14 protein-coding genes are annotated in these 24655 nt (G+C 39.9%); 11 read left to right on the forward strand and 3 right to left on the reverse strand.

The window, feature by feature from the left end; translation table 11 throughout:
• Positions 1-59: 59 nt before the first annotated feature.
• The 6 genes from ACSLUF_RS06810 (at position 60) to ACSLUF_RS06835 (ending at position 12241) form a co-directional block, all read left to right on the forward strand.
• Entirely contained in the window at positions 60-3125 is a 3066-nt protein-coding gene (locus ACSLUF_RS06810; RefSeq protein WP_435625355.1) for a SusC/RagA family TonB-linked outer membrane protein, read from the forward strand.
• 30 nt (positions 3126-3155) lie between these two features.
• The gene (locus tag ACSLUF_RS06815; RefSeq protein WP_435625356.1) at positions 3156-4745 is read left to right on the forward strand and encodes a RagB/SusD family nutrient uptake outer membrane protein; all 1590 of its coding nucleotides are present in this window, start codon (positions 3156-3158) and stop codon (positions 4743-4745) included.
• Positions 4746-4845: 100 nt separating this feature from the next.
• On the forward strand, positions 4846-8169 hold the full coding sequence (locus ACSLUF_RS06820; RefSeq protein WP_435625357.1) for a VCBS repeat-containing protein: 3324 nt from the start codon (positions 4846-4848) through the stop codon (positions 8167-8169).
• Between the two features lie 10 nt (positions 8170-8179).
• A complete protein-coding gene (locus tag ACSLUF_RS06825; RefSeq protein WP_435625358.1) occupies positions 8180-9946 on the forward strand; it encodes a glycoside hydrolase family 36 protein in 1767 nt (588 codons plus the stop codon).
• A gap of 108 nt (positions 9947-10054) precedes the next feature.
• On the forward strand, positions 10055-11185 hold the full coding sequence (galK, locus tag ACSLUF_RS06830; RefSeq protein ID WP_435625359.1) for a galactokinase: 1131 nt from the start codon (positions 10055-10057) through the stop codon (positions 11183-11185).
• 6 nt (positions 11186-11191) lie between these two features.
• Positions 11192-12241: a UDP-glucose--hexose-1-phosphate uridylyltransferase gene (locus tag ACSLUF_RS06835; RefSeq protein ID WP_435625360.1), complete on the forward strand. Its 1050-nt coding sequence runs from the start codon at positions 11192-11194 to the stop codon at positions 12239-12241.
• A gap of 31 nt (positions 12242-12272) precedes the next feature.
• Here the strand turns inward: ACSLUF_RS06835 and ACSLUF_RS06840 are convergent, their stop codons facing one another.
• Both ACSLUF_RS06840 and ACSLUF_RS06845 read right to left on the reverse strand, forming a co-directional pair.
• Positions 12273-12623 carry a nuclear transport factor 2 family protein gene (locus ACSLUF_RS06840; protein ID WP_435625361.1) on the reverse strand — a complete coding sequence of 117 codons (351 nt, stop codon included), beginning with the start codon at positions 12621-12623 and terminating at the stop codon, positions 12273-12275.
• 87 nt (positions 12624-12710) lie between these two features.
• Positions 12711-13583 carry a glycoside hydrolase family 16 protein gene (locus ACSLUF_RS06845; RefSeq protein WP_435625362.1) on the reverse strand — a complete coding sequence of 291 codons (873 nt, stop codon included), beginning with the start codon at positions 13581-13583 and terminating at the stop codon, positions 12711-12713.
• Between the two features lie 224 nt (positions 13584-13807).
• Between ACSLUF_RS06845 and ACSLUF_RS06850 the strand changes: the two genes are divergently transcribed.
• A complete protein-coding gene (locus tag ACSLUF_RS06850) occupies positions 13808-15460 on the forward strand; it encodes a solute:sodium symporter family transporter (protein ID WP_435625363.1) in 1653 nt (550 codons plus the stop codon).
• 46 nt (positions 15461-15506) lie between these two features.
• On the opposite strand, the gene ACSLUF_RS06855 is transcribed toward ACSLUF_RS06850, so the two are convergent.
• Positions 15507-15848, reverse strand: a complete 342-nt coding sequence (locus tag ACSLUF_RS06855; RefSeq protein ID WP_435625364.1) for a cupin domain-containing protein — start codon at positions 15846-15848, stop codon at positions 15507-15509.
• Positions 15849-16052: 204 nt separating this feature from the next.
• Here ACSLUF_RS06855 and ACSLUF_RS06860 point away from each other — a divergent pair, with 204 nt between their 5' ends.
• From ACSLUF_RS06860 to ACSLUF_RS06875, 4 genes are all read left to right on the forward strand, one after another.
• On the forward strand, positions 16053-18845 hold the full coding sequence (locus tag ACSLUF_RS06860) for a triple tyrosine motif-containing protein (protein ID WP_435625365.1): 2793 nt from the start codon (positions 16053-16055) through the stop codon (positions 18843-18845).
• A 294-nt stretch (positions 18846-19139) separates the two neighbouring features.
• A complete protein-coding gene (locus tag ACSLUF_RS06865; RefSeq protein ID WP_435625366.1) occupies positions 19140-22328 on the forward strand; it encodes a glycoside hydrolase family 2 TIM barrel-domain containing protein in 3189 nt (1062 codons plus the stop codon).
• Positions 22329-22340: 12 nt separating this feature from the next.
• Positions 22341-23768, forward strand: coding sequence for a glycosyl hydrolase family 16 (locus ACSLUF_RS06870; protein ID WP_435625367.1), 1428 nt, complete (start codon positions 22341-22343; stop codon positions 23766-23768).
• Positions 23769-23860: 92 nt separating this feature from the next.
• The gene (locus ACSLUF_RS06875; RefSeq protein WP_435625368.1) at positions 23861-24652 is read left to right on the forward strand and encodes a glycoside hydrolase family 16 protein; all 792 of its coding nucleotides are present in this window, start codon (positions 23861-23863) and stop codon (positions 24650-24652) included.
• The last annotated feature ends 3 nt before the right edge of the window (positions 24653-24655 follow it).

Genomic DNA, 24655 nt, shown 5'->3' on the forward strand with positions numbered 1-24655 from the left:
ATTTTGTTTAGTAGCATAGACTATCATAGTACAGATAAACTAATCTAAACTCAATTCTCATGAAAAAAAACCACCTCAAAAGACTATTGGTCTTATTGGTTTTTGCTTTTTCGACTTCCGTTATTGCGCAACAAGTGACGGTTACGGGTAACGTCTCGGACAACGTTGGTGTTTTGCCCGGTGTAAACATTGTTGAAAAAGGAACTACAAACGGTGTAACTACCGATTTTGATGGTAATTACACCATTTCTGTTGATGCTGGTGCCACCCTTGTCTTTAGCTATATTGGGTACACCACGCAGGAGATACTTTTATCCGGCAGGACAACACTTAATGTTACCTTATTGGAAGATGCGCAGGCATTGGACGAAGTTGTAATTGTTGGTTTTGGCTCTCAGGCAAAAGTGGATGTTACCGGTGCCATTTCACAAATCAAGCAGCAGGAGATCAAGCAAATTGTAAACGCAGACCCTACCAATGCCTTACAAGGTAGGTTGGCAGGTGTCCAAGTGGAAAGTGGGGGAGGACAACCTGGTGCTCCCACAAATGTTATTGTGCGTGGAATAAGTTCCTTGACGAACACCTTTCCACTTTATGTTGTAGATGGGACTATTGTTGATGATATCTCCAGAATCAATGCAAAGGATATCATTGATATCCAGGTCCTAAAAGATGCCACTTCAGCAGCCATTTATGGTACAAGAGCGGCAAATGGGGTAATCATTGTTTCCACAAATAGGGGAAGCGCCAATACGGGCCCAAAGATATCCATAGATATAAGGGGAGGTGTTAATACTGTTGGAAGAACCTTAGACTTTCTCAATGGGCCTCAATTCGTGGACTTTCTCAACCAAAGGGCTGCGAATGAAGGACAGCCGGCTAACATAGCCGATAATGGGGTAAATACAGATTTTCAGGATTTAACATTAAACTCCGGAATCATACAAGATTATGGCTTTAATATTTCTGGAGGTGGGGAAAATTCTTCCTATTATTTTTCCGCGAATTATTACGATGAAGAAGGTATAGTAACAAGTACTGATTTTCAGCGTTTCAACGTTCGTTTTAATAGTCGGTTTAATCTTGGTAAGTTAACCGTATCACCATCCTTTGCCTATAATCAAAGGAACCTTGACCAGAATCCGTTTTTTGGTAATGGTACTTTTACAGCCCCTGTAGTAAGAGCCGAGGCACCTGAAAGACTGGGAGGTTTTGAGGCCATTGATTCCAATTTGTTCGGTGGTTCAGGTGGGACCAATAACTATGCCCTCGCCCAACTGGTGGACGACCAGCTGACTGAAAGAAATATTCTTGCCAACGTGAATACAAGATATGAGATTATTGAAGGTCTTACCGTAGGATTAAACATAGGTGTGGATTATAGAAACACATACATAAATGTTTTCGCCCCCACTTTTGATTTAAGTCCAACAGACCAACAGGATAACCTTAATGAGTTGAACGATTTAACAGAAAATAGAGGTGAAATCATTTCCACTAACATTGAACCGACCATTAATTATAAAAAGAGTTTTGGAAAACATGACATTGATGTCCTTCTTGGGGGTGCCCGTCAAGAAATCGATAATAATTCTTTGATTATTCAGGCAGAAGGTTTACCATCAAATAACATCACTAATGTTGCCTCATTTGCGGACCAAATTGTGAACTCTGGAGGGGGAAGATTCTTGTCTAGAATTTTCTCCGTCTTTGGAAGGGTAAACTATAAGTTTGATGATAAGTACCTGTTCACGGCCATCGTTCGTAGGGATGCTTCTTCAAGATTTTCTGCGGAAGGCGACTTTAACAACATTGTACTCCCAGCATTTTCTGCAGGATGGGTGATTAGCAATGAAAGTTGGTGGCCAGAAGACTCTTTATTCAATACACTTAAAATTAGGGCAGGTTACGGTGAATTGGCCTCTCAAAATATTGGAGATTTTTTATTTCAATCTGTTCTTAATCCATCATCTAATGTTAGTTTTAATAATACCACCGCTGGCGGTTTTGCAATAACCTCTTTGGTTGACCCGAATATATCCTTCGAGACTGCGCAGTCAACTAGTGTCGGTATCGATGGGGCTTTATTAGATAACCGTCTGACCTTTGGTGCGGATTACTACGTTCGTGACAATAATGATGTTTTGGCACCAGTTGAGGTCCCTTCTACAACGGGTTCGGCCGAACCAGTAACCCAAAATGCAGCCTCTATTAGAAACTCAGGTTTTGAACTTCAAGCTAATTACAACCACGATACGGGAGGGAATTTTACGTTCAACGTAGGCTTTACTTTCGCAACTTTTGACAATGAGTTGACAGAACTTCCAAATCCCCTTGTAGGACCTTCAATTGACGAAGAGGGTAATACTCCAAATCGATTCGAAGTAGGACAACCTATCGGTTTCTTTTTCGGATTTAGGAATGACGGAATTTACAGAAGTCAGGCAGAAATCGATAGTGACCCTGGAGTAGCCAACGATCCAGAAAGGAGAGCTATATTACAACCGGGTGATTTTAGAAGAGTGGATATTGATGGGAATGGTATAATCAACAATGATGATAGGGTCAATCTTGGCTCGCCAATACCTGATTTCACCTATGGTATCAATTTCAATGGAGCTTATAAGAATTGGGATTTTGGACTTAACTTCAATGGAGTTCAAGGAGTTGAAATCTTTAATGCCAATCTCTTTACAGGAACCTTTTTCTTGGATGGCAATAAATTTGGTTTTGTGCAAGACTCCTTTGTGTTGGGTCAAAATGAGAACACAAATATTCCGAGGGCTTCATTACCTAATGCTGCTGGGAACCAGTTGCCGTCAGATTTCTATGTTGAAGACGGTTCTTACTTAAGATTGAGAACCCTTGAGATAGGCTATAATTTAACAGACGCGATTGATTTACCCTGGGTAAGCTTCGCAAGAGTGTTCTACAATATGCAAAATGTATTTACCATTACTGATTATAGCGGTTACGACCCAGAAGTTGGTTCAACTCAGAATGGAACAGGTGGAGGATTTTTTGGTAACCCCAACAACACACCTCCAATTTTGGGTAGAGGTATCGATTTTGGAGCTCAGCCAAGACCAAGAACTTTTATCCTAGGATTACAGGTATCGTTTTAAAAATGTTATGAACTAATGAAAATTAAAAAAATGAAAACCAAAACAAGTAAATTTTTGATAGTAACCATGTTGCTGTCAACTTTGCTGATCACTTTCAATGGATGTGATGAAAGTCAGCTCGAGATTTCAAACCCAAATACGGTCTCTCAACTTGATTTCTTTCAGAATGAGGCGGACTTTAGGGTAGCGGTTAATGGAATGATACATCCCATTACTGCGGTATTTTTCTGGGGACGTGTTGTGCATACAGGACCCTTATTACGTTCTGACGCCTTTAATGTGGTTCCCTTCGCGAACAATACGACCATGTCCACACTGCAAGGTGTACCTGGAGTTAGCCGGTGGTCCAGTGATATGTTTCCACAGCTCTATCAAGCCATATTCAGGGCCAATACTATTTTAGAAGAAGCTAATGATGAAAACCTTCCAGCAGGTAATGCGAGGAATGAAATTTTAGGTCAAGCCTATTTTATGAGAGCTTTTGCTAACTGGTATTTAGCAGCGTTTTGGGGGAATGTACCTCTAATACTTGAGACTCCTGACCCAGATAATCAAGAAACCTTCTTCCCAAACCAATCTTCGCAAACAGAAGTTTTTAATTCAGTAATTGCTGATTTAACTATGGCTGCCAGTATGCTACCCCCTACTTGGTCCTCTAACGATTTAGGTAGACCTACTAGCGGTTCAGCATTGGCACTTAGAGGAAAAACCAATCTATATTTACAGAATTATGCTGAAGCAGCTGCCGATTTTCAAGCGGTGGTGGATAGTGGCGTATATGATTTATTGCCAGCGGCCCAATACGAGGAAAACTTTACCACATCCAATGAAAATAACATTGAATCCGTTTTTGAATTGCAGTTTGCGCCGCAGGATAATTTTGTATGGGGGTCTGATATTCCTTTGACAGGTTCACAAAGCAATTTCTATATCGATTATTCTCCGCCGACTGTAAGTTTGGATAGAGGACATTACATTAATCCACATATACTTCAGGTTTTTGAAGATAATGGAGATACCGTTAGAAGAAACGCGACAATTGCTTTCGATTACCCTGGTGCTACAGGCTATGGTGGATTACCCTTCTTGGAAGATTTTGCACCTGATATTGAAGCTGCAAACGTAGCGGGTGTTGACGCTTTGTTCACAAGGAAATATGCATTTTTATTTGCAGGCACCCGTCAGGAACTCCCTGGTTTTGGTCAGACAACCGGTGTCAATTGGAGACTGATTCGTTATTCAGATGTTCTTTTGATGCTTGCAGAAGCCGAAAATGCAAATGGGGACCAAGCAGCAGCAATTTCCTTAATCAATCAAGTGAGACAAAGGGCCCAAATAGCGGATTTGCCTGGAGGTTTGTCCCAACAAGAAGTTTTTGATGCCATTGTGAATGAAAGAATTATGGAATTGACAGGAGAAGGACATCGCTATTTGGATTTGGTGCGTTGGGGATTGGCCGATGATGTAATGGGTCAAGGTTCGACGATTGCTGGCGGAAGACATCCAAAATCTTTGGCTGGAGAATCCGCTTTCTTTACTCCCGGAAGGGATGAACTGCTTTGGATTCCCGTTCCGCAATTAAATGCAAACCCTAATCTGAATCAAAACCCTGGTTATTAATAACAATACAGTTTGAGTTAGTTTAAATTCAATTTTCAAGGAAAGAGCCAAGTAACTGTTTTATATTGCTTGGCTCTTTATGTAAGAATTTGTCCATTCAATGAAACACTTCGGTTTATTTTTTTTACTCGTTGTTGCTTTGAGTTCGTGCAATCCGAAGACGAACGAGGTACTTTTTATTGAAATGGATGCGAAGGACACGAATGTTCATTTTACCAATGCAATTAGTCCTACGGACGAGATTAACATTATTGATTTCCAGTATTGTTACAACGGTGGAGGAGTAGGGATTGGAGACTTTAACAAGGACAATTTCCCTGACTTGGTCTTTACCGGTAATCAAGTCAGTTCAAAGATTTATTTAAATCAAGGGTCATTGAAGTTTATGGATATTACCGAACAGGCAGGTTTTACAACGGCCTCTTGGGTAACCGGAGTTTCCATTGTTGATATCAACGAGGATGGATGGGACGATATTTACCTTAATGTTGGAGGTTCCAACTGTTCTGGGGATTGTACTAATCTACTTTTTGTGAATCAAGGATTAAATGGTAAAGGAATTCCCACTTTTAAAGAAGAGGCCAAAGCATACAACCTGGATGAGTCCGAATATGCGCAGCAGACGGTTTTTTTTGATTTTGATACGGATGGGGATTTGGATGCCTTTATTTTGAGAAATGGAAATGTAAATTTTGATAAAAACTCACCCTTGCCCAAAAAATATTTTCCGGAGCATCTGACGGATATTTTATTGGAAAAAGTGATTGATAGTTCTGGTAATCAGGTGTACCGGGATGTTTCCAAAGAAATGGGAATAACCAAAAAAGGCTTTGGTTTGGGGGTCGGGATCAATGATTTCAACCATGATGGTTTGCCTGATATCTATGTGGGAAACGACTTTATAACCAATGATGCCATTTATATCAATAGAATGGACCAACAAAGTTTGGGCTTCGTGGATATGGCTGCGACATATATGTCACATCAAACGTACAATTCAATGGGTGTGGATTTAGTTGATATCAATAACGATGAAAATCCGGATATCACGGTCTTGGATATGTTACCAGATGGATATGATAGGCAAAAGAAGATGATAGGTCAAATGAATTATGATAAGTATCAATTGGCCCTAGCCAACGAGTACATTCCGCAATACATGCGTAATACGGTGCATCTTCATAATGGCAACATAGAGGGAGAACTGTTAAAATTTAGTGATGTGTCTTTTATTGCCGGTATTGCCAAAACCGACTGGAGTTGGACTCCGCTATGGGCAGATTACGATTGTGATGGCACCAAAGACCTTTTTGTGACAAATGGCTACGGAAAGGATATCACAGACCTCGATTTTATCAACTACACGCAGCAAAATAATGTTTATGGTTCTGAGGAAGCTAAAGACAAAAGACTTAAGGAATTGGTCGCAAGGCAGCCGGAAGTAAAACTTCAAAATTTCTTTTTCAAGAATGATTCTGTTTTCAATATTCGGGATGTCACTGCAAATTGGCTAAGCCCCAATCCATCACTTTCAAATGGAGCAGCCTATGCTGATTTGGATTTGGATGGCGATTTGGATTTAATCGTGAATAATCTGGACCAAAAGGCCTTTGTTCTCCAAAACCTTCGTTCTGAAATGGCTAACTATCATTATTTGAAAGTAAAGTTGGAGGGAACAAAACAAAACAAATATGCCATAGGAGCGAAGGTTAAAATATGGTCCAAAGGCAAGGTACAAGTCCATTATCAATCGGTGGTCAGAGGTTATCTTTCCTCAGTAGAAGCAGGTGCTTTTTTTGGATTAGAGGCACCCAAGGTTGATTCCATTCAGGTCCTTTGGCCAACCGGAAAGGTTTCGGAAGTAGGGGAATTGGAGGCCAACCAAACCATAACTTTCTCTATCCAAGATGCTAAGGAATTGGAAAAGGAAATAAAGTCAGAAGGAACAATTTTACAGGTTAAGGACGAAAAAGTTCCTTTTATCCATATCGAGAATCAATCCAACGACTTTGTGTTCCAAAATCTGTTGTTGTCCCAGCAATCAAAAATGGGACCTTGTTTGGCAAAAACAAAACTAGAAGGTTTGGCGGGAGAGGTACTTTTCATTGGAGGTAGCCATGGACAACCTGGATATCTATTGGGTCCGGATAAAGATGGTGATTATTCTCTGCTAGATACCTTTGAATCAGAATACGAAGATGCCGCTGCGCTGTTTTTGGATATTGATAATGATGGAGATGAAGATTTATACATAGGTAGTGGGGGAAGTGAAAAAGAGCAGCATTCAGAATATTACCAAGACAGGATATATATAAATCAAGGTAATGCCAAATTTAAATGGGAACCCAACCGTCTTCCAACGTTTAAATCAAGTACGAGCTGTGTTAGTGCAAACGACTTTGACAAGGACGGAGATATGGACCTTTTTGTAGGGTCTGGGATAGCACCAAAAGAATATCCTAGAGCACCGAAAAGTAGAATTCTGATAAATGAAGATGGGCGTTTTGTGGAAAAGGCCAATTTGGAATTACAATCTTTGGGCATGGTAAAAGATGCAATTTGGCAGGACCTAGATGATGATGGTTGGGATGATTTAATAATTATTGGGGATTGGATGCCTATAGAGATTTATAGAAATCATTCTGGTAACCTTAAAAAATGGGAAGGCACTTTTTTTGATATTTCTGGCGAAAAGAGAGAAACCAATGGGTGGTGGAGAACCATTGAAATGGCGGATTTTGATAATGATGGCGACCCAGACTTTCTTGTTGGCAATCAAGGTTTGAATAATTTTATTAATCCTGACAAAACGCATCCCATATATATTTATACCAAGGATTTTGATTCCAATGGTAGTATAGACCCCCTGATAGGTGCTTTTTTGGAAACAAAACAAGGGTTGAAATTGAAACCTATGCATTCAAGGGACGATGTTATGAAACAACTGGGTCTTCTTAAAAATCAATTTAGATCGTATAGCGATTTTGCTTCTGCTGATTTTGTTGATCTGCTGAAAATTCAGTCATTGACTGAAGAAACAATATCCGTAAATATTTTTGAGAGTATTTATTTGGAGAATTTGGGGGACTTCAATTTTAAAATCCGCCCTCTCCCCATTCAATGTCAATATGGACCCATAAACGATTTTCTGGTTAACGACTTTAATCGGGATGGAACCTTGGATGTTTTGGCCGTTGGTAATGATTTTCAATCGGAGACAAACTATGGAGGTCATGATGCCATAAATGGTTTATTCCTTGAGGGTAATAAGAGCGATTTTTTTACCGTGATATCCGAGTCAAAAAGTGGCTTTTACGTTCCAGGTCAGTCGAACTGTCTGATTGAATTGGATACAGGAAATAATGAATCCCTAGTAGTTGCACCTCAGAACAATGCTAAAGTCAAAGTATTTCTAAGAAATTGAGATAACTCTAATGAACAATACAGTAATTCAAGACCTTAAAAATGTAGTGGTCAAACAGTATGGGAATCACTTTGAAAGTGTACTTGTTCCATTGGAAAGCGATGGAAAAATTTCCTCATACCGTCTCGAGATAAAGGGAGATAACGATTTTATCCCTAAACCTGTTGAGATAGAATGGAAAGTGCCTGCAATTGGAGTAAAGGGATATTGGAGGCCTACAGCGGATTTTTCAAAACGTATTGAAGCAGATTGGGAACTGCAATCCCATGAGTCGCGGATTTCAATTGACGCCCCGGTTCTTCAACTTTTTGGAAACAAGGACGAAAATATCGTTTGTTTTTCATGCTCCAATGCGGTGAACAGAATAGAAATGGCGGCTAAATATCGGGAAGAAGACAATCACTTTTATTGCCGATTTGTTTTTTTTACGGAATGTAAGTATCCGATTAGGAATTTTAGCGCAGAAATCCGAATTGATTACAGAAATATTCACTTTTCCCAGGCGTTGAGAGAAACTACGGTTTGGTGGGAAAGCCATGAGCATCTCAAGCCTGCCTTTGTACCCGAAATTGCAAGGAAACCACTTTACTCCACATGGTATCAGTTTCATCAAAACTTGGAAGAAGATATACTGATAAAAGAGTGTGGTTTGGCCAAGAACTTAGGGTTTGATGCCATAATAATAGATGATGGTTGGCAGACTAAGGATAACAGCAGAGGATATGATTACACAGGAGATTGGAAGCCCGATAGATTCAGTGATATGCGGCAAGTGGTCCAGTCCATTCAGGCTTTGGGTGTTGCTGTTGGCCTTTGGTATTCGGTACCCTTTTGTGGTCGCAAGTCCAAGGCATATAAAAAATTTAAAGGAAAATTTTTGACAGAAAACCATAGATGGGCACCTGTTTTTGACCCCCGCTTTCCAGAGGTGCGTGAGTACTTGGTTGGAATCTATGTGGATGCCGTCAGAAGTTGGGGACTTGATGGTCTTAAGTTGGACTTTATAGATGATTTCAAAGCTTATCCAGATACTTCCTTTGAGCAGAACACAGGTAGAGATTTTGCTTCTATCAATGATGCTGTGGATAAACTTCTTTCTGAGGTAAGTCAGGAACTCAAAAAAATAAATCCAAATATTTTCATAGAATTCAGACAGAAGTATACAGGTCCGGTAATGCGCAAATATGGGAATATGTTACGGGCTTTTGATTGTCCGGGGGACTATGTGATGAATCGCGTTAGAATCGCAGATATTAAGATGATGAGCGGTACAACAGCGGTACATTCTGATATGATTAAATGGCATTTCGAAGAGCATGTGGAGACTGCAGCCATACATTATATGAATGCCCTGTTTGGAGTGCCTCAGATATCTATAATGTTGATTGATGCTCCAGAAGAACATATAAAAATGGTTAAGTTTTATACCCAATATTGGAAGAGCAGGTCGGAAGTGCTTTTGTCTACGCAGTTCGTTCCTTCATCCCCTCTTTCAAACTACCCCATCCTTGAGGCAAGTCTTGGCCAAGTTTTGGTAATAGGTATATTCGAAGATTCTTTTTACACCCTTTCAAAGGAATATGATGAAATTGAAATTCTCAACGCTAAGTTTTCTAAAGAGATACCCATTTTATGTCAGGAAAGTTTTGGGACCTATCGATGTGAATTTTTTGATTGCCAAGGAGCCATTACATCTACAGAAACCCTTGAGTTTAAAAAAGGAATGCTAACGATTGCCATACCACCAGGCGGTATGCTAACTGCGCAAAGATTATAATGAACCTTAATGTAAAATCCTAAGTTTTAGCGTAATCACCACAGGAAATTTTAGAGTCAAGAAATAGATTTAAATATCGCAACAATTGAGAGAAAACAATTACCAAAAATGAATTGGAAAAGCGTAATTGAAACAAATGAGGTTACCATAGCGTCCCCGGGTCGAATAAATCTGATAGGCGAACATCTGGATTACAATGGGGGTGTGGTACTTCCAGCTGCCATTGATTTAAAGGTTAACCTCTTTTTTAAAAAGAACAATACACAGTTGTGCAATGTATATTCCAAGAATTACAACGATGGATTTACCATTGATTTAGGCAAAATTGCGATAAGTGAAATGGAATGGCATAATTATTTTTTAGGAGTCATACATTTTATAGACCAAAAATATCCCGGTCAAATCAAAGGTTTTGACTGTGTGGTTGACAGCTCATTGCCCATCGGTTCGGGTGTTAGTTCTTCGGCGGCATTGGAATGCGGTATCGCAAAAGGAATTAGTTTACTTTTTGATGTAGGGTTGAATAATTCTGAGATAATAACCATGTCTAGGGATGCGGAACACCACTTTGTGGGCACTAAATGCGGTATTATGGACCAGTTTGCCGTGGTTATGGGTAAAGCAAACAAACTGATAGAATTGGATTGCCATACCCAGAATTTCAAATACGTTTCTGCGGATATGTCCCCTTATAACATAGTATTACTTAATTCCAATGTATCCCATAACCTAGCTACAAGTGAATACAATCTAAGAAGGCAAGAGGCTGAATCTGGATTTAATTTTATCCTCAAGAAGTATCCTGAATACCAAGCATTGGCCCACGTCCCTTTGGAGGTCATGGAGGAGTTTAAACACGAACTGTCGGAAGTGGTTTTTAGGAGAATTTGCTATGTAGCAAAAGAAAACCAAAGAACGCTTCTAGCGAGTAAGCATTTGGAAAATGGCGATTTGGAAAAGTTTGGAGAATTGTTGTTTCAATCCCATGAAGGCTTACGCAAAGAATACGAAGTGAGCTGTTCCGAAATGGATTTCTTGGTGGATTTTGCGCAGGGTTTTGATGGAGTCCTTGGAGCACGTATGATGGGAGGTGGATTTGGAGGTTGTACCCTGAATTTGGTACATGATGATGCTACCAATGACTTTATTGAAGAAACAGCAAGAACATATAAGAAGGAGTTTAACATTGAGTTGTCCCCATTTAGAGTATCCATTGGTGACGGTGTTCAAAGTATATAGAAAATTATGGACGGTTTTATTAATGGCAAGCCCCATAGAAGATATAATGCCCTAACGGGCGAGTGGATTTTGGTATCACCCCATAGAACCAAACGGCCTTGGCAAGGAAAGCAAGAGAAAAATGCGTCCAATGTTCTTCCTAGTTACGATGCTGAATGTTATCTGTGTCCATCGAATACCAGAGCAAGCGGAGTTAAAAATGAAAATTACGAATCGACCTATTCATTTGTCAACGACTATGCCTCTCTTCTAATGGATGGGGGAGAGGAAGAGTACAACGAAGGTTTACTTCAAGCGAAAAAAGAACAAGGTATTTGTAAAGTGGTTTGCTTTTCTCCAAATCATAGCTTGACCCTGCCATTAATGGAGGTGGATGCAATAGCTGAAGTGATAAGGCTATGGCAAAAGGAATATAAAGAATTAGGTTCCATTCCAGAGATAAATCATGTACAGATTTTTGAAAATAAGGGGGAAATCATGGGATGTAGCAATCCCCATCCCCATGGTCAGATTTGGGCGCAATCAACAATTCCCGAAGAACCCAGAAAAAAAGCGGAACAGCAAAGACTACACTTTGAGCGCCATGGAAGCACCCTTTTGTCAGATTATGTACAGCAGGAACTTGAAAAAGCGGAACGAATTATTGTTGAGAACTCGGATTTTGTGGTTTTGGTTCCTTTTTGGGCCACGTGGCCTTTCGAGACCATGATAGTCCCAAAAAAACCGCATCAAAACATAGTAACAATGTCAGAGAATGAGGTGGTTTCGTTTGCAGAGATACTCAGCGTATTGACTATAAAATATGATAACCTTTTCGAGACTTCGTTTCCTTATTCTGCCGGAATCCATCAAGCGCCGACAGATGGAGCAGACCACCCCGAATGGCATTTTCATATGTCTTTTTACCCTCCTTTGTTACGTTCGGCGACGGTAAAGAAGTTTATGGTAGGCTATGAAATGTTTGCGAACCCGCAGAGGGATATCACAGCGGAAAACGCCGCCAAAACGCTGAAAGCCTTAGGGGAAATTCACTATTCTAAGAAATCACAACAATAACTTAGTTTTGTAGGACGCTATTCAAGAGCCTTTAATAGTCACTTCTTCCCAAATAAGCTCGAATCGATTCAATTTCTCCTATTACGTTGAAGGTAATTACATCAACCACGTAAAGCTCCTCAGTCCCATTCACTGTGATTTTTAGCTCTGCAGCTACAGTCATGGGACTTTCGTATGTAGCTAAAACCTCAATTTCCAAAGCGCTGGCCGCAGCAAAGTTTTTCCTTGTTTCTGACAGTGCATTTTCTTTCCCTTTTACACTTATTTTCCAATCACGAAGTGCAATGTCATCAGCAAACATTTTTGTCATTGCTGATATATCCTTTTCCGCATATTTTTGGAGGTAATTCAAACAACGGTCTTTATTTGAGATAGTGTTCATAGCTGTTCCTACTTAAATGACTTTGATTTTTCTTTTGGCGTAGTACCCCTTTTAGTTTATCAATTGGATTGTGTGTAAAGGGAAAACTTATTGAAAAATTCGGATGTAATCCACGACCATTGCACTTTCCTTAAAATTAGGGTCTATATCCCGCTCTATGGCGATATTTAAAAGTAGGTAGTAGTCTGAATCGTAGGGCCAAGTTTTAGAATTTTTCTTGGATGGCTGATAGGTGTAGTGCTCGATTCCATCTATGGAGAAAATCATTTTTTCTTTACTCCATTCTAGCGCATAAATATGGAATTCTTGGGAAACATCACTGACCTGTCGACCTCCAAGGTTGAGCACGTTGTCTCCGTAGCTTGAGCCATTATGGACCGCACTTGAGACATAATTTGGATTCTTGCCCCAGTGCTCTAGAATATCCACTTCTCCACAATCCGGCCACATTGTTGTTCCGAACCCTTTTTTTTCCCAATACGCCCCAACTTCGTTTATATTTGTGTTGAGCATCCAAATGGCCGGCCAAGTGCCTACGCCCTCTGGTAGTTTTGCTCGCACTTCGACTCTTCCATAGGTAAAGGCAAACTTGGAATTTAATCTTGCCGAAGTATATTGTTTGGTTCGACCTTGATTTCTGAAGACTTCTTTTTTCGCCACAAGATTTAAGTATCCATCCTTTTGGTAGGCATTTGTTTCTCGGTTGGTATAGTGCTGAATCAATCCTCCCCACCAACTACCCCCGGGAGGAAGTTTCGTCTGTAAAAACCATTTTTTCCTATCTAGCGCCCCTTCCCCTTCAAATTCATCGGCCCAAACCAGAGTATTGAATTGAGATTGTAAAGAGTCTTTTTCAAGTTCTTGGGGATTGATATTAAAAGTACCGCCCTCATCCGAAATCGGACTTAAAAGGAATAATGACCCCAGCAAAGCAAAAAAGTAAAGGAATGGTTTGTTCATAATCATAATAGGTAATTTCCAAATTAGGGAATTGAATGTATGCTTAAAACTAAAGTAAACTTGTTTAATGGCAAAAGGGCATTCGCAAGCCTAATCCTTAAATTAAGACCCCTTTTACGCCTAACTATTACTCCGTGATATAAGAACCATTAAAAAAATGTATCTTGACAAGCAGTTTTAGTAATACCAAACTTAAATCAACAACCAATACTAAGTAAAACTTCATGAATAGTCTATCCATTCTCTCCTTTTTGGGATTCACACTACTTGTTGCCGTAATATCGTGGTTCGCTACAAAATCTACCAACGAAAAATCTGCCAAAGGGTATTATTTGGGAGGTAGGAGTCTTGGTGCTGTGACCATTGCAGGTTCTTTGCTTTTAACAAATCTTTCGGCGGAGCAGATTGTCGGACTGAATGGTCAAGCATTTACTGAAGGTATTTTGGTGATGGCCTGGGAAACCCTTGCAGCGATCGCGATGGTTTTAACCGCACTGATTTTATTGCCGAAATATATGCGTTCGGGAATTACAACTATTCCCCAATTTATTGAAAATAGATTTGACCAACAGACAAAGGCGCTACTGTCCATTCTATTTCTTTTTGCCTATGGCTTGGTATTGTTACCAACCATCTTGTATTCTGGCTCTTTGGCGTTTTCGTCTATGTTTGACCTTCCGAGTTTACTGAACCTAACTCAAAACCAAACGATTTGGCTATGCGTTTGGAGTATAGGAATTATCGGTTCAATTTATGCCATTTTTGGTGGGCTGAAGGCAGTAGCCGTTTCCGACCTTATCAATGCGATTGGGTTACTTATCGGTGGAATATTGATTCCGTATTTCGGATTAAAGCTTGTTGGTGAGGGAAATATTGGAGAAGGATTGGCGACTATTTGGGAAAATCATCCAGAAAAGTTTGAATTGAAAGGTGAAGTAGACTCTTCAATTCCTTTTGGAACCATTTTTACAGGTATGATTCTGGCCCAAATCTACTATTGGGGGACAAACCAGTCCATTTTGCAAAGGGTTTTTGGCGCCAAAAGTTTAAAGGAAGGGCAAAAGGGGGTAATGTTAGCTGCCTTAGTCAAGTTTTTGATTCCGGCCATTGTGGTTCTACCTGGAGTTATCTCATGGCATGTCTTCGATGGAGATTTGGCCAACGCAGATTTGGCCTATCCTGAATTAGTACAAAAAGTTTTACCAGCTTCCCTATTGGGCTTTTTTGCTGCTGTATTGTTCGGAGCGGTATTGAGTTCTTTCAATAGTTTGCTAAACAGTAGTGCTACCTTGTTCGGTTTTGATTTATACAAACAGTTATTCAATAAGGATGCTTCTGAACTGCAAGCGGTGAAGGCTGGAAAACGTTTTGGTCTGGTTCTGGCTTTGGTGGCAGTTTGTATAGCTCCTTTTATCGCATCGGCAGATAGTCTTTTTGCCTATATCCAAGAAGCATTGGGGAGCTTAAGTGTACCCATCTTTGCTGTGGTTATCGTAGGTATTTATACGAAGAAAGTTCCGGCATTGGGGGCCAAGATTGTTTTGACCGCAGGGGTATTGATGTATTTGATAAGTCAGTTTGTTATCAGTCCCATGATGGTGGAATCCGCTCTTGCCGAAGCTGCCGCAAATGGAATAACAGATGCAAAAGAGTTAAGCATTATTGAAGCCACGGCATATCCGCATTTCTTGCATGTAATGGGTATTCTTTTCGTAATTAACGTTGGGATTATGTTGCTGGTTGGTAAGCTGAAACCTCTGGAAGTACCGAAGAAAGAAGTAATCACTGATGAAATTGATATCCAACCTTGGAAATATGCTTTTCTGGCTGGGGGTATCATTACGTTACTGGTACTAGGTACGTATTTCATTTTCTAAAAAAAAAAGGTAGTATACAAAGGGGTCTAAAGTTATTGGCATCTCTTTAGGTAACCTCAAACCTATCACCTCTACTTGTAGGTTGGGAAATCACAAGAAATTCTAGATTTGATAGCCCATTGTTTCTAATTTGATGTACCGTTTTGGCTGGTATTTGGATTCCTTCACGTTCATTTACCTTGTGAAGTTCATTATTGATATAAAAAGCAGCCTCGCCCTTAAGTATATAAAAAAACTGTTGAGATTTTGAGTGATAGTGTTTTGTTTCACTCGTGTTGGGAGGCATCAGTTCTTCAATTATGCTCAGAGATGAATCTCTTACAAACTCCCAGCCTTTGCAATTTTCCCCCCACGAATAGGGCTCAGTATTTTTTGTATTTTTTTTCATTTGTGAAAGTTAAAAAGGATGCAAAATTCTTTAAATCGGCTTTATTCAATTGTTGTTCTTGAAGAATAAAATAAAATCGCCCATCTAAAGTATTTGGTTTGAAATTAATTGAAAATGATGGGATTTCTAGGATACCAATACCCTCAGATAATTTTTGGCAGTCCATTTCTTATCCTATATTTATGAGAATATAAAATCTGCTAGGTGAATTGTATTAGAGTTTTAGCCATTCTTTTTTCCTTTGGTCTTTTTGCACAAGAGTTGCCTCCCATACAGAATTATGCACCTGTGCTTTACAATGGAGAAAACCAGAATTGGTCAATTACACAGTCTGAGGATAAACTCATATATATTGCCAATAACAAAAGCCTACTGGAATTTAATGGTTCCTCCTGGACGAAATATCCTTCACCTAATGAAACCGTTATACGTTCGGTTAAAGCTGTAGACAATAGAATATATTCTGGCGCCTACATGGAATTTGGCTATTGGCAAAAAGATGTTTTTGGAATACTTCAGTACACCTCACTTTCCGCGAAGGTAAAAGTTGATTTTCTTCCTGACGAGGAATTTTGGAGTATTTGGAAAATTGAAGATTGGGTGGTATTTCAATCCTTGGAAAGAATTTACATTTACAACCTTAAGGATGACTCTATTTATAATATTGATTCGGAAACCTCCGTTCCAAGCCTTTTTAGCGTTAATCAGAACATTTATTTTCAGAAAAAGTATGAAGGGATTTTCAAAATCGAAAGCGGTCAAGCTTCCCTGGTGTTTAATGATAGCGCAGTAGTCGATGATGAAGTCGTAGGGGTATTTCAAGATAAGTCTGATTTGTTGGTACTTACGCGAGACAACGGTTTTTATAAGTCAACGGATGAAGGTTTAATCAAATGGAATATCCCAGCGGATTCACTTTTGAATACAGTAAGCGTATATACCAGTTTACAATTACGAGATGGCAGTATAGCTTTGGGAACCATATCCCATGGGTTAATTCTACTCGATGGAAATGGGGATTTGATATATCATATTGGTCAAGTAAACGGTCTTCAAAATAATACCGTGCTCTCCTTATTTGAGGACTTCAAAAACAACCTCTGGTTAGGATTGAATAATGGTATTAGCTATATCAATTTGAAATCACCCTTTAAAGTTTATCATGACAATAGAGGAGTGGTTGGGAGTGTATACGCCACAGCTGTTATAGGAGATATGATGTATTTGGGCACAAATCAGGGGCTCTTTTATAAAAATAAGCAGGACATCTCCGATTTTTCGTTGATTTCTGGTACCCAAGGGCAAGTATGGTCATTAAATGAGATAGATGGGACACTCTTTTGTGGACATCATACAGGCACATTTGTGGTTGATGCGGATAATGCATCAAAAATTGCAAATGTTAGAGGGACGTGGACGGTAAAAAGGATAGCGGAAAATCCTAACCGTCTGCTTCAAGGAAATTATGATGGTCTGTATGTCTTGGAAAATGAAGGAGGAAGATGGCAGCTTAAAAACAAAATACGAGGTTTTGACCATTCTTCGAGGTATGTTGAGAACCATGATGGGAATATATTTGTCAACCATGAGTATAAGGGTGTATTTAAAATCGATGTGGATGATTCCATGTCCACCGCAGGTAGCGTGCAGGTAGATACTGTTTTAATAGGGTCCAATTCTGGTTTAGTAAAATATAAAGGAGATTTATTGTATGCATCTAAAAAAGGTATTCTGAAGTACGATTCGGTCCAGGACACGTTTTTTAAGGATAGTATATTGAGTTTGGCCTATTCTCAGGCTGAATATGTCTCTGGAAAACTTTTGGTTGACAAACGTAATCGCTATTTATGGATACAGACGGACTCCAATATTGGATATTTTGTTGAGGGGACTTTAGATGGAACCCCTCGACTGCAATCCATACCGTTAACTGAAAACATGCGTGATGGAATCGTGGGATATGAAAATATTTCTGTACTGAACAATACGGATACCTATCTATTTGGAAACAATTTAGGGTATTTTACGGTGGCGATTAATGAACTGGTAAAACCCAATTTCACGGTTGAAATAGGCAGCATATTTTCTTCTGGAATTGGAAATGAAAAGAATATTTATGACAAAAGGATAGAGGGGAGCTTTGAAACCGTTCAAAATAATATTGAGATTTCTTTTTATACTCCTGAGTTTGCAAAGTTTTCAATTCCTGAATACCAATATAAACTAGAAGGAATTTACGAGGAATGGAGTGATTGGTCTTTGGAACCACAAGTATACTTTAAAAATCTTCGTCCAGGGGAGTATACATTTAAATTACGTTCTCGAGTAGGTGATACACTATCCACAAATGTTGCGACCTATTCCTTTTCCATAGCCAAACCTTGGTATTTTTCAAACCTAATGTTGGTAGTTTACATATTGGGTGGTTTTTTGGCATCAATGGCCATTCATAATATTTATAAGAGATATTACAGTAAAAGACAACAGAAACTGATTGATGAAAACAAGCGCGAAATGGAACTGGCCAAAGCGCAAAGTGAAAAGGAAATTATTGAATTGAAAAATGAACAGCTAAAAAAGGAATTTCAAAGCAAGAGTAACGAATTGGCTGCTTCAACTATGAGTATTATTAAAAAGAATGAGCTCCTGTCCAAAGCAAAAGAACAGCTCATGGCCAATGTTGGCGAAAAGGAAGTAAAGCCCATAATCGATATTATTGACCGCAACCTGAACCAAAATGACGATTGGGAGCTCTTCAAAGAAGCATTCAATAATGCGGATAGAAAATTCCTGAAGAAGTTGAAAAAAGTACACCCTAATTTATCCCCAAACGATATTAAGTTATGCGCTTATTTGCGCCTCAACTTATCTTCCAAGGAAATTGCTCCTTTATTGAACATTTCGGCCAGAAGTGTAGAAATCAAACGTTATAGATTAAGAAAAAAGATGGGTTTAGAGCATGATGACAACCTTGTGAACTACATCTTAAAGCTTTAGAACACTTTACCTACCTCAACAATACCTATACAAACATTTTTTAACAAGAGTTTCCCGCTTACTATTCCTACGAGCTGAGCCCTTTAAAATTGGGCATTTTTGTCAAATTGATAAAAAAACATCCATTTTTTTACGATGTATATTTTTTGTAGTGGTAAATTTTATGGTCTTCCTATTTTTTTAAGATATGTTTAACCTTCTGTAAAAGTGAATTCAATAGAAATAACGCTGGTCTACATAAGACTATTTCATTTAAATCACTTTTTGGAAACTGAACTAAAACTAAACTACACTATGAAAAACAAATTGCTAAGATTGTTGCTTTTTCTTTTCGTAACAGGTACATACGCTCAGTCGGCTAAGGTATCAGTCGTGAAGAACCAAGAAGGGACAAAATTGGTCGTCAACGGAAAGGATTTCATGATGAATGGAATGAACTGGGACTACATTCCGATTGGCACCAATACTGTCGACGCTGCTTTCTGGAACAAACCCGATGACATTATCAGGGCGGGGCTTGATACAGAAATGTCATTGCTCAAAAACATGGGTGTAAATGTTATCCGTCAGTATACGGGAGTTCCGGCTAGATGGATACAATACATTTACGAAAACTATGGTATCTACACCATGCTGAATCACTCGTTTGGTCGGTATGGATTAACCTTAAATGGAGTATGGACACCAGTAACCATATATGATGACCCCGTCACCCAGGAATTCCTGATGTCTGAGATGGAACAACTGGTTAATGACTACAAGAATACTCCAGGACTTCTACTATACCTATTGGGTAACGAAAACAACTACGGACTGTTTTGGCAGGGAGCGGAAACCGAGGATTTTCCAGATGATGAAGGAAGAATCCAATTTATAGGAGAGAGCCGGGGTAGGCCGATGTATCGGTTAATGAACGAGGCTGCCAAAAAAATGAAGGAATTGGATGACTCACACCCCGTTGCCATTTGTAATGGTGACGTTTTATTCATTGATATTGTTGCAGAGGAATGTAAAGATGTGGATATCTATGGAACCAATACCTATCGCGGGGTTTCGTTTGGAGATATGTTCCAAGTGGTAAAGGATAAACTGGATATGCCAGTGATGTTTACGGAGTTTGGAGCAGATGCTTTCAATGCCATTGAAAACAAGGAAGACCAATACTCGCAGGCATACTATATGGTTGGTAATTGGAAGGAAATTTATGAAAATGCTGCAGGATTGGGTAAAGTAGGAAACTCCATCGGAGGTTTTACTTTCCAATTCAGTGATGGCTGGTGGAAATTTGGGTTTGACGATAGAAAGAACGCCGATATCCATGATAACAATGCTTCTTGGTCTAATGGTGGATATGCAAGGGATTTGGCCGGCCCGGGAGCCAACAACATGAACGAAGAGTGGTTTGGAATTTGTGCCAAGGGCGCAACTAATCCAAGAGGCCTTTACGACCTATATCCACGTGCGGCCTATTATGCTTTGAAGGAAGCACATCAACTAAATCCTTACGCAGACGGTGTTGATATGTCATTTGTACAGAATCACTTTGACAATATTGAACTAATGGATGCTGTTTTGAAAGCTCGTGGCGATAAAGCAGCTTTACAGGGGGAGCAAAGCAACTTGTTAAGAATTAGTAATCTACAGGCGAAGTTTGCAACTTTTAGTACAGGAGGTAGTTTAATCACTACACCCGATACGCCGGATCCTGATGATCCAAATACATTCCCTAACCAGTTAGGATTTGATCATTTACAATCCTACTTCGTGGGAGTAGAAGGAAATCCTGCACCCAACATGCGGGCTGAGGTGAACGTCAACGTTGTAGGAAATGTTGCTCGAAACCCAATCAACGAAATCTTCTATGAAAACAATTCTCGTCCCATCGACGTAAGTACGGATCAAGGTGATGTCGTTGTGTCTGATGTGAATCGAATTCGCGTCTATCAAGCGGAGTTTGAATGGAATGCAAAGGAGTTTGATTTAAGAGGTTTTTACAGAACAGGACATTATCACTGGGGATATGAAGGCGACTTTTTCGGCTTTTACCCAGAAGCGAATTACGGTCCCAACCTAGATATCTATAACGGTGAGATATTGGGAGCTGAACTGGATGGTAAAGGACCTTTAAAAGGACTAAAAGTAGCAATTGGCCCACAATTATGGTGGGGTGCCAATCCTACTATGCTTTTTAAATATCAAAGACATATTGGAAAGTTTGACGTAACCGGTATTTATCACAGAGATTTTGAAACAGACGTCATTTTGGATGAAAATGGAAGACGGGTGTTGGACGCGAATCAACTACGTAGTGGTGTGATTCCACCATGGCCCACTGAAAGACTTTCCCTAGGAATTGAAAGAGAATTTGGGAAAGTTGGTATCCATGTGGGTGGTATTTGGGCAGGAAGTCCATTAAATGGAATTGCTTTTCAGGATGTAACAGGCACTCCTGGGAATTACGTAGTAGTTGAAGATAGAATTCAAGCCAGTGATAATTGGGGAGGAAAAATTAAGGTGACCTATGAAGGAGGGAAGTTCAATTGGTATGGCCAGGCCTCGGCAATGGGATTGATTGCCAATGGCGGTGCAGACCAAACATTAACCTTTACAGGATGGAAACTTAGAGATACGGGAAGCGGCAATATAACCAGTGTATTATCAGGATTTACGTTTGCGACTGGAAACTTCCAAATCGCTCCCAACTTCATGTGGCAAAAACCAATAGTAGATGCCATTCCTCAGGATGTGCAAGGACCTGGACGTCTTAGAAACATTATTGATGACCCATTTTCCGTTCGGGCAAACCGGGAAACTACAGCTGCTGAAATATTGCTGACTTTTGACCCTACCCCAGGAACCTGGATGTACGAATGGGATAATGATAGAGCAGAAGATGCCAAGTTCGCGATGAATTTAGGGTTTGTATATCGTCATTTGCCCACTACGATGGATGCTCACATTGGTTTCAATGCAAACCGGGAGTTTTTCGCCTTTCCCACTTCGGCACCGGCTGAAGATTTATGGGAAATCCATTCACGAATGGTGTCTAAACTAAGCCCAGAACTAGGCCTTATTGGAAATTTCTATTATGGTAACGGACAGGGTAATGGAGATAGTGACAGGTTAATCAGACGTTTTGGAGCCGACATTAGAGGAATCTACAAAAAATATAAGCTTGGGGCTCATGTAAAGGTAAACGATTGGGGTCCATACGATTACCATAGGGACTTTAACTTGACGTTCCCACTGCAACTAATGTTGGATTTGTCAACCACTTTAGGCAAACCGGATTGGTTCATTCTACCAAGTACTCAAGTAGGAATACGAGGAATATGGAGGTCTTTAGATCGATTCTCCCCTAGGTTCGCACCAAATGCAGTAGCAGATGAATTTGCAACCGAACCCATTATAAGCCCTGTAGGATTTGGCAATGGTAGTGAATGGGAGATCATGACTTATGTACACATCAACATTGGTAAATAAAAAGATTGAGAAATGAAAAAATATAAAAATATCAACATACGTTTTATACTTCTTTTGAGCTTGGGTATTGCTATTATTTCAGGTTGTGAAAGAGACTTTTCGGATGATGTACGGTTTGCAACATTTAATAGTAATGGAGACATTTTTACAGATGCACCAGTAGGGCTTACTGATGAGTTCTTCGATTCTTTTGATCCCGCAGGTCCTAATCCTGCAAACCCGGAAGGTTTTGGTACAGATGACAATGTTGCTTTTATGGGAACCTCTTCCATACGAATAGATGTTCCGGCACCAGATGATCCCAATGGTAGTTTCATTGGAGGTATTTTCTTAGATAGGGGTGACGGTAGAAACCTTACGGGATTTGATGCTTTGACTTTCTATGTTAAGGGTTCTACAACTGCCACTATTGGAGAGGTAGGTTTTGGAACCGATTTTGAAGAAAATAGATTTGCAGTAATTGCGCAAAACATACGCCTGTCCACGGATTGGAGAAAAGTGGTTATTCCCATTCCCGACCCATCAAAATTGATCCAGGAAAGAGGGATGTTCTTTTTCTCCGCTGGGTCTCAGAGTACCGGTGGTTTTGGATTTACTTTTTGGATTGATGAGTTACGGTTTGAAAAACTTGGCAATATTGCACAACCAAATCCAGCCATATTTTTGGGACAGGATATTGTCGTTGAGACGTTTAATGGGGCGGATTTTTTAATATTAGGTCTTACCCAAACTTTCAATTTAGCATCTGGGATCAATCAAACCGTGTTTGCAGCTCCCGCTTATTTCGATTTTAGTTCTTCGGATAACTCCGTAGCGGTGGTTAATGAGGCTGGAGTAGTGAACGTACTAGGCGAAGGAACAGCAAACATCACAGCACAGTTGAATAATGTTGGGGCCGCCGGTTCCTTACAAATAACGTCTACAGGAGATTTACCCAATGCTCCTATTCCGACTGAGTTACCTGGCAATGTGAGCTCCTTATTCAGTGATCAATATACTAGCGTTACGGGAATAGATGTAAATCCCGGTTTTGGAGGGTCAACCACATCAACTTCAATTTTTGCAAACGGGGATGATGATGTTCTGGTCTATGCGAATAATAACTTTACTGGAATTATATTCAACAACACCATTAATGCAACCGATCGTACTACATTGAACATTGATGTATATGTGCAGGATGCGGCCACTCAGGTTGAGGTACAGATTAGGGATATAGGTGCAAACCAAGAGCTTGAAACGGATGTAAACACGGGACTTCCTATCGGGGACGATGCGGATAGAAGATTCACCATAAGCGGTTTGACACCTGGACAATGGACTTCAGTTGAAATCCCTTTGGATGGAGACTTGGCTACTCAAAGAAACAATCTTGGAGCACTTATTTTGGCAGGAGGACCTAACTTCATCTTTGACAATATTTACTTCTTTACTGAATAATGAGGTCTTGAAATTTGAAAAAAATGATTATGAAATATATGCAGATTAAAACAATACAATCAATAGCGCTGACGTGCCTTGGGGTAATAGCAATGAGCGTAATATCCGGTTGTGAAACAGATGAAACACAGACAGTGGCAACATTCACCAATTTAGTTCTTGACGAGAATTTTGATACCGAGGGTGCTCCAAACCCACAGCTTTGGAGTTTTGATATAGGAAATGGCCCGAATGGGGATGGATGGGGAAACCAAGAGTTACAGTACTATACAGACCGTTCAGACAATGTTACGGTGGAAAACGGTTTCCTTTTGATTACTGCTCGCGAGGAGTCTTTTGCAGGCTCTCAATACACTTCAGCTCGATTAATCACCCAAGATAAGTTTGAGCAGGAATTTGGTCGTTTTGAAGCCAGAATCCGATTGCCATTTGGTCAAGGAATATGGCCTGCATTTTGGATGCTAGGAGCCGATATTGATGAAAATCCATGGCCTGGTGCAGGTGAGATTGATATCATGGAATATAGAGGTCAAGAACCCTCAATATTAGTGGGGAGTATTCATGGACCAGGCTATAATGGGGGAGATGCCATTTCTAAGGAATTTACTTTGGAAAACGATCGCTTTGACACCGATTTCCATGTTTTTGGAATTGAATGGGGTCCTGATTTTATCAATTTCTATGTTGATGATGTGCTGTATAACCAGTTAACCCCCGAAGATGTGGATGAAGAAACTGATGGCGAAGGGCAATGGGTATTTAACAAGCCTTTCTTTATTCTAATAAATCTTGCTGTAGGAGGAACCTTTGTAGGTGCTCCCAACGCGGAAACCCAGTTTCCCCAAACTATGATTGTGGATTACGTAAGGGTATATGAAAATTAATAA

The sequence above is a fragment of the Flagellimonas sp. genome (assembly GCF_965601775.1).
GTDB lineage: Bacteria > Bacteroidota > Bacteroidia > Flavobacteriales > Flavobacteriaceae > Flagellimonas.

Excerpts from the sequence above, each read along its gene's own strand:
- ACSLUF_RS06810 (WP_435625355.1), top strand. The coding sequence starts at position 60 with ATGAAAAAAAACCACCTCAAAAGACTATTGGTCTTATTGGTTTTTGCT.
- ACSLUF_RS06815 (WP_435625356.1), top strand. The coding sequence starts at position 3,156 with ATGAAAACCAAAACAAGTAAATTTTTGATAGTAACCATGTTGCTGTCA.
- ACSLUF_RS06820 (WP_435625357.1), top strand. The coding sequence starts at position 4,846 with ATGAAACACTTCGGTTTATTTTTTTTACTCGTTGTTGCTTTGAGTTCG.
- ACSLUF_RS06825 (WP_435625358.1), top strand. The coding sequence starts at position 8,180 with ATGAACAATACAGTAATTCAAGACCTTAAAAATGTAGTGGTCAAACAG.
- galK (WP_435625359.1), top strand. The coding sequence starts at position 10,055 with ATGAATTGGAAAAGCGTAATTGAAACAAATGAGGTTACCATAGCGTCC.
- ACSLUF_RS06835 (WP_435625360.1), top strand. The coding sequence starts at position 11,192 with ATGGACGGTTTTATTAATGGCAAGCCCCATAGAAGATATAATGCCCTA.
- ACSLUF_RS06840 (WP_435625361.1), bottom strand. The coding sequence starts at position 12,623 with ATGAACACTATCTCAAATAAAGACCGTTGTTTGAATTACCTCCAAAAA.
- ACSLUF_RS06845 (WP_435625362.1), bottom strand. The coding sequence starts at position 13,583 with ATGAACAAACCATTCCTTTACTTTTTTGCTTTGCTGGGGTCATTATTC.
- ACSLUF_RS06850 (WP_435625363.1), top strand. The coding sequence starts at position 13,808 with ATGAATAGTCTATCCATTCTCTCCTTTTTGGGATTCACACTACTTGTT.
- ACSLUF_RS06855 (WP_435625364.1), bottom strand. The coding sequence starts at position 15,848 with ATGAAAAAAAATACAAAAAATACTGAGCCCTATTCGTGGGGGGAAAAT.
- ACSLUF_RS06865 (WP_435625366.1), top strand. The coding sequence starts at position 19,140 with ATGAAAAACAAATTGCTAAGATTGTTGCTTTTTCTTTTCGTAACAGGT.
- ACSLUF_RS06870 (WP_435625367.1), top strand. The coding sequence starts at position 22,341 with ATGAAAAAATATAAAAATATCAACATACGTTTTATACTTCTTTTGAGC.
- ACSLUF_RS06875 (WP_435625368.1), top strand. The coding sequence starts at position 23,861 with ATGAGCGTAATATCCGGTTGTGAAACAGATGAAACACAGACAGTGGCA.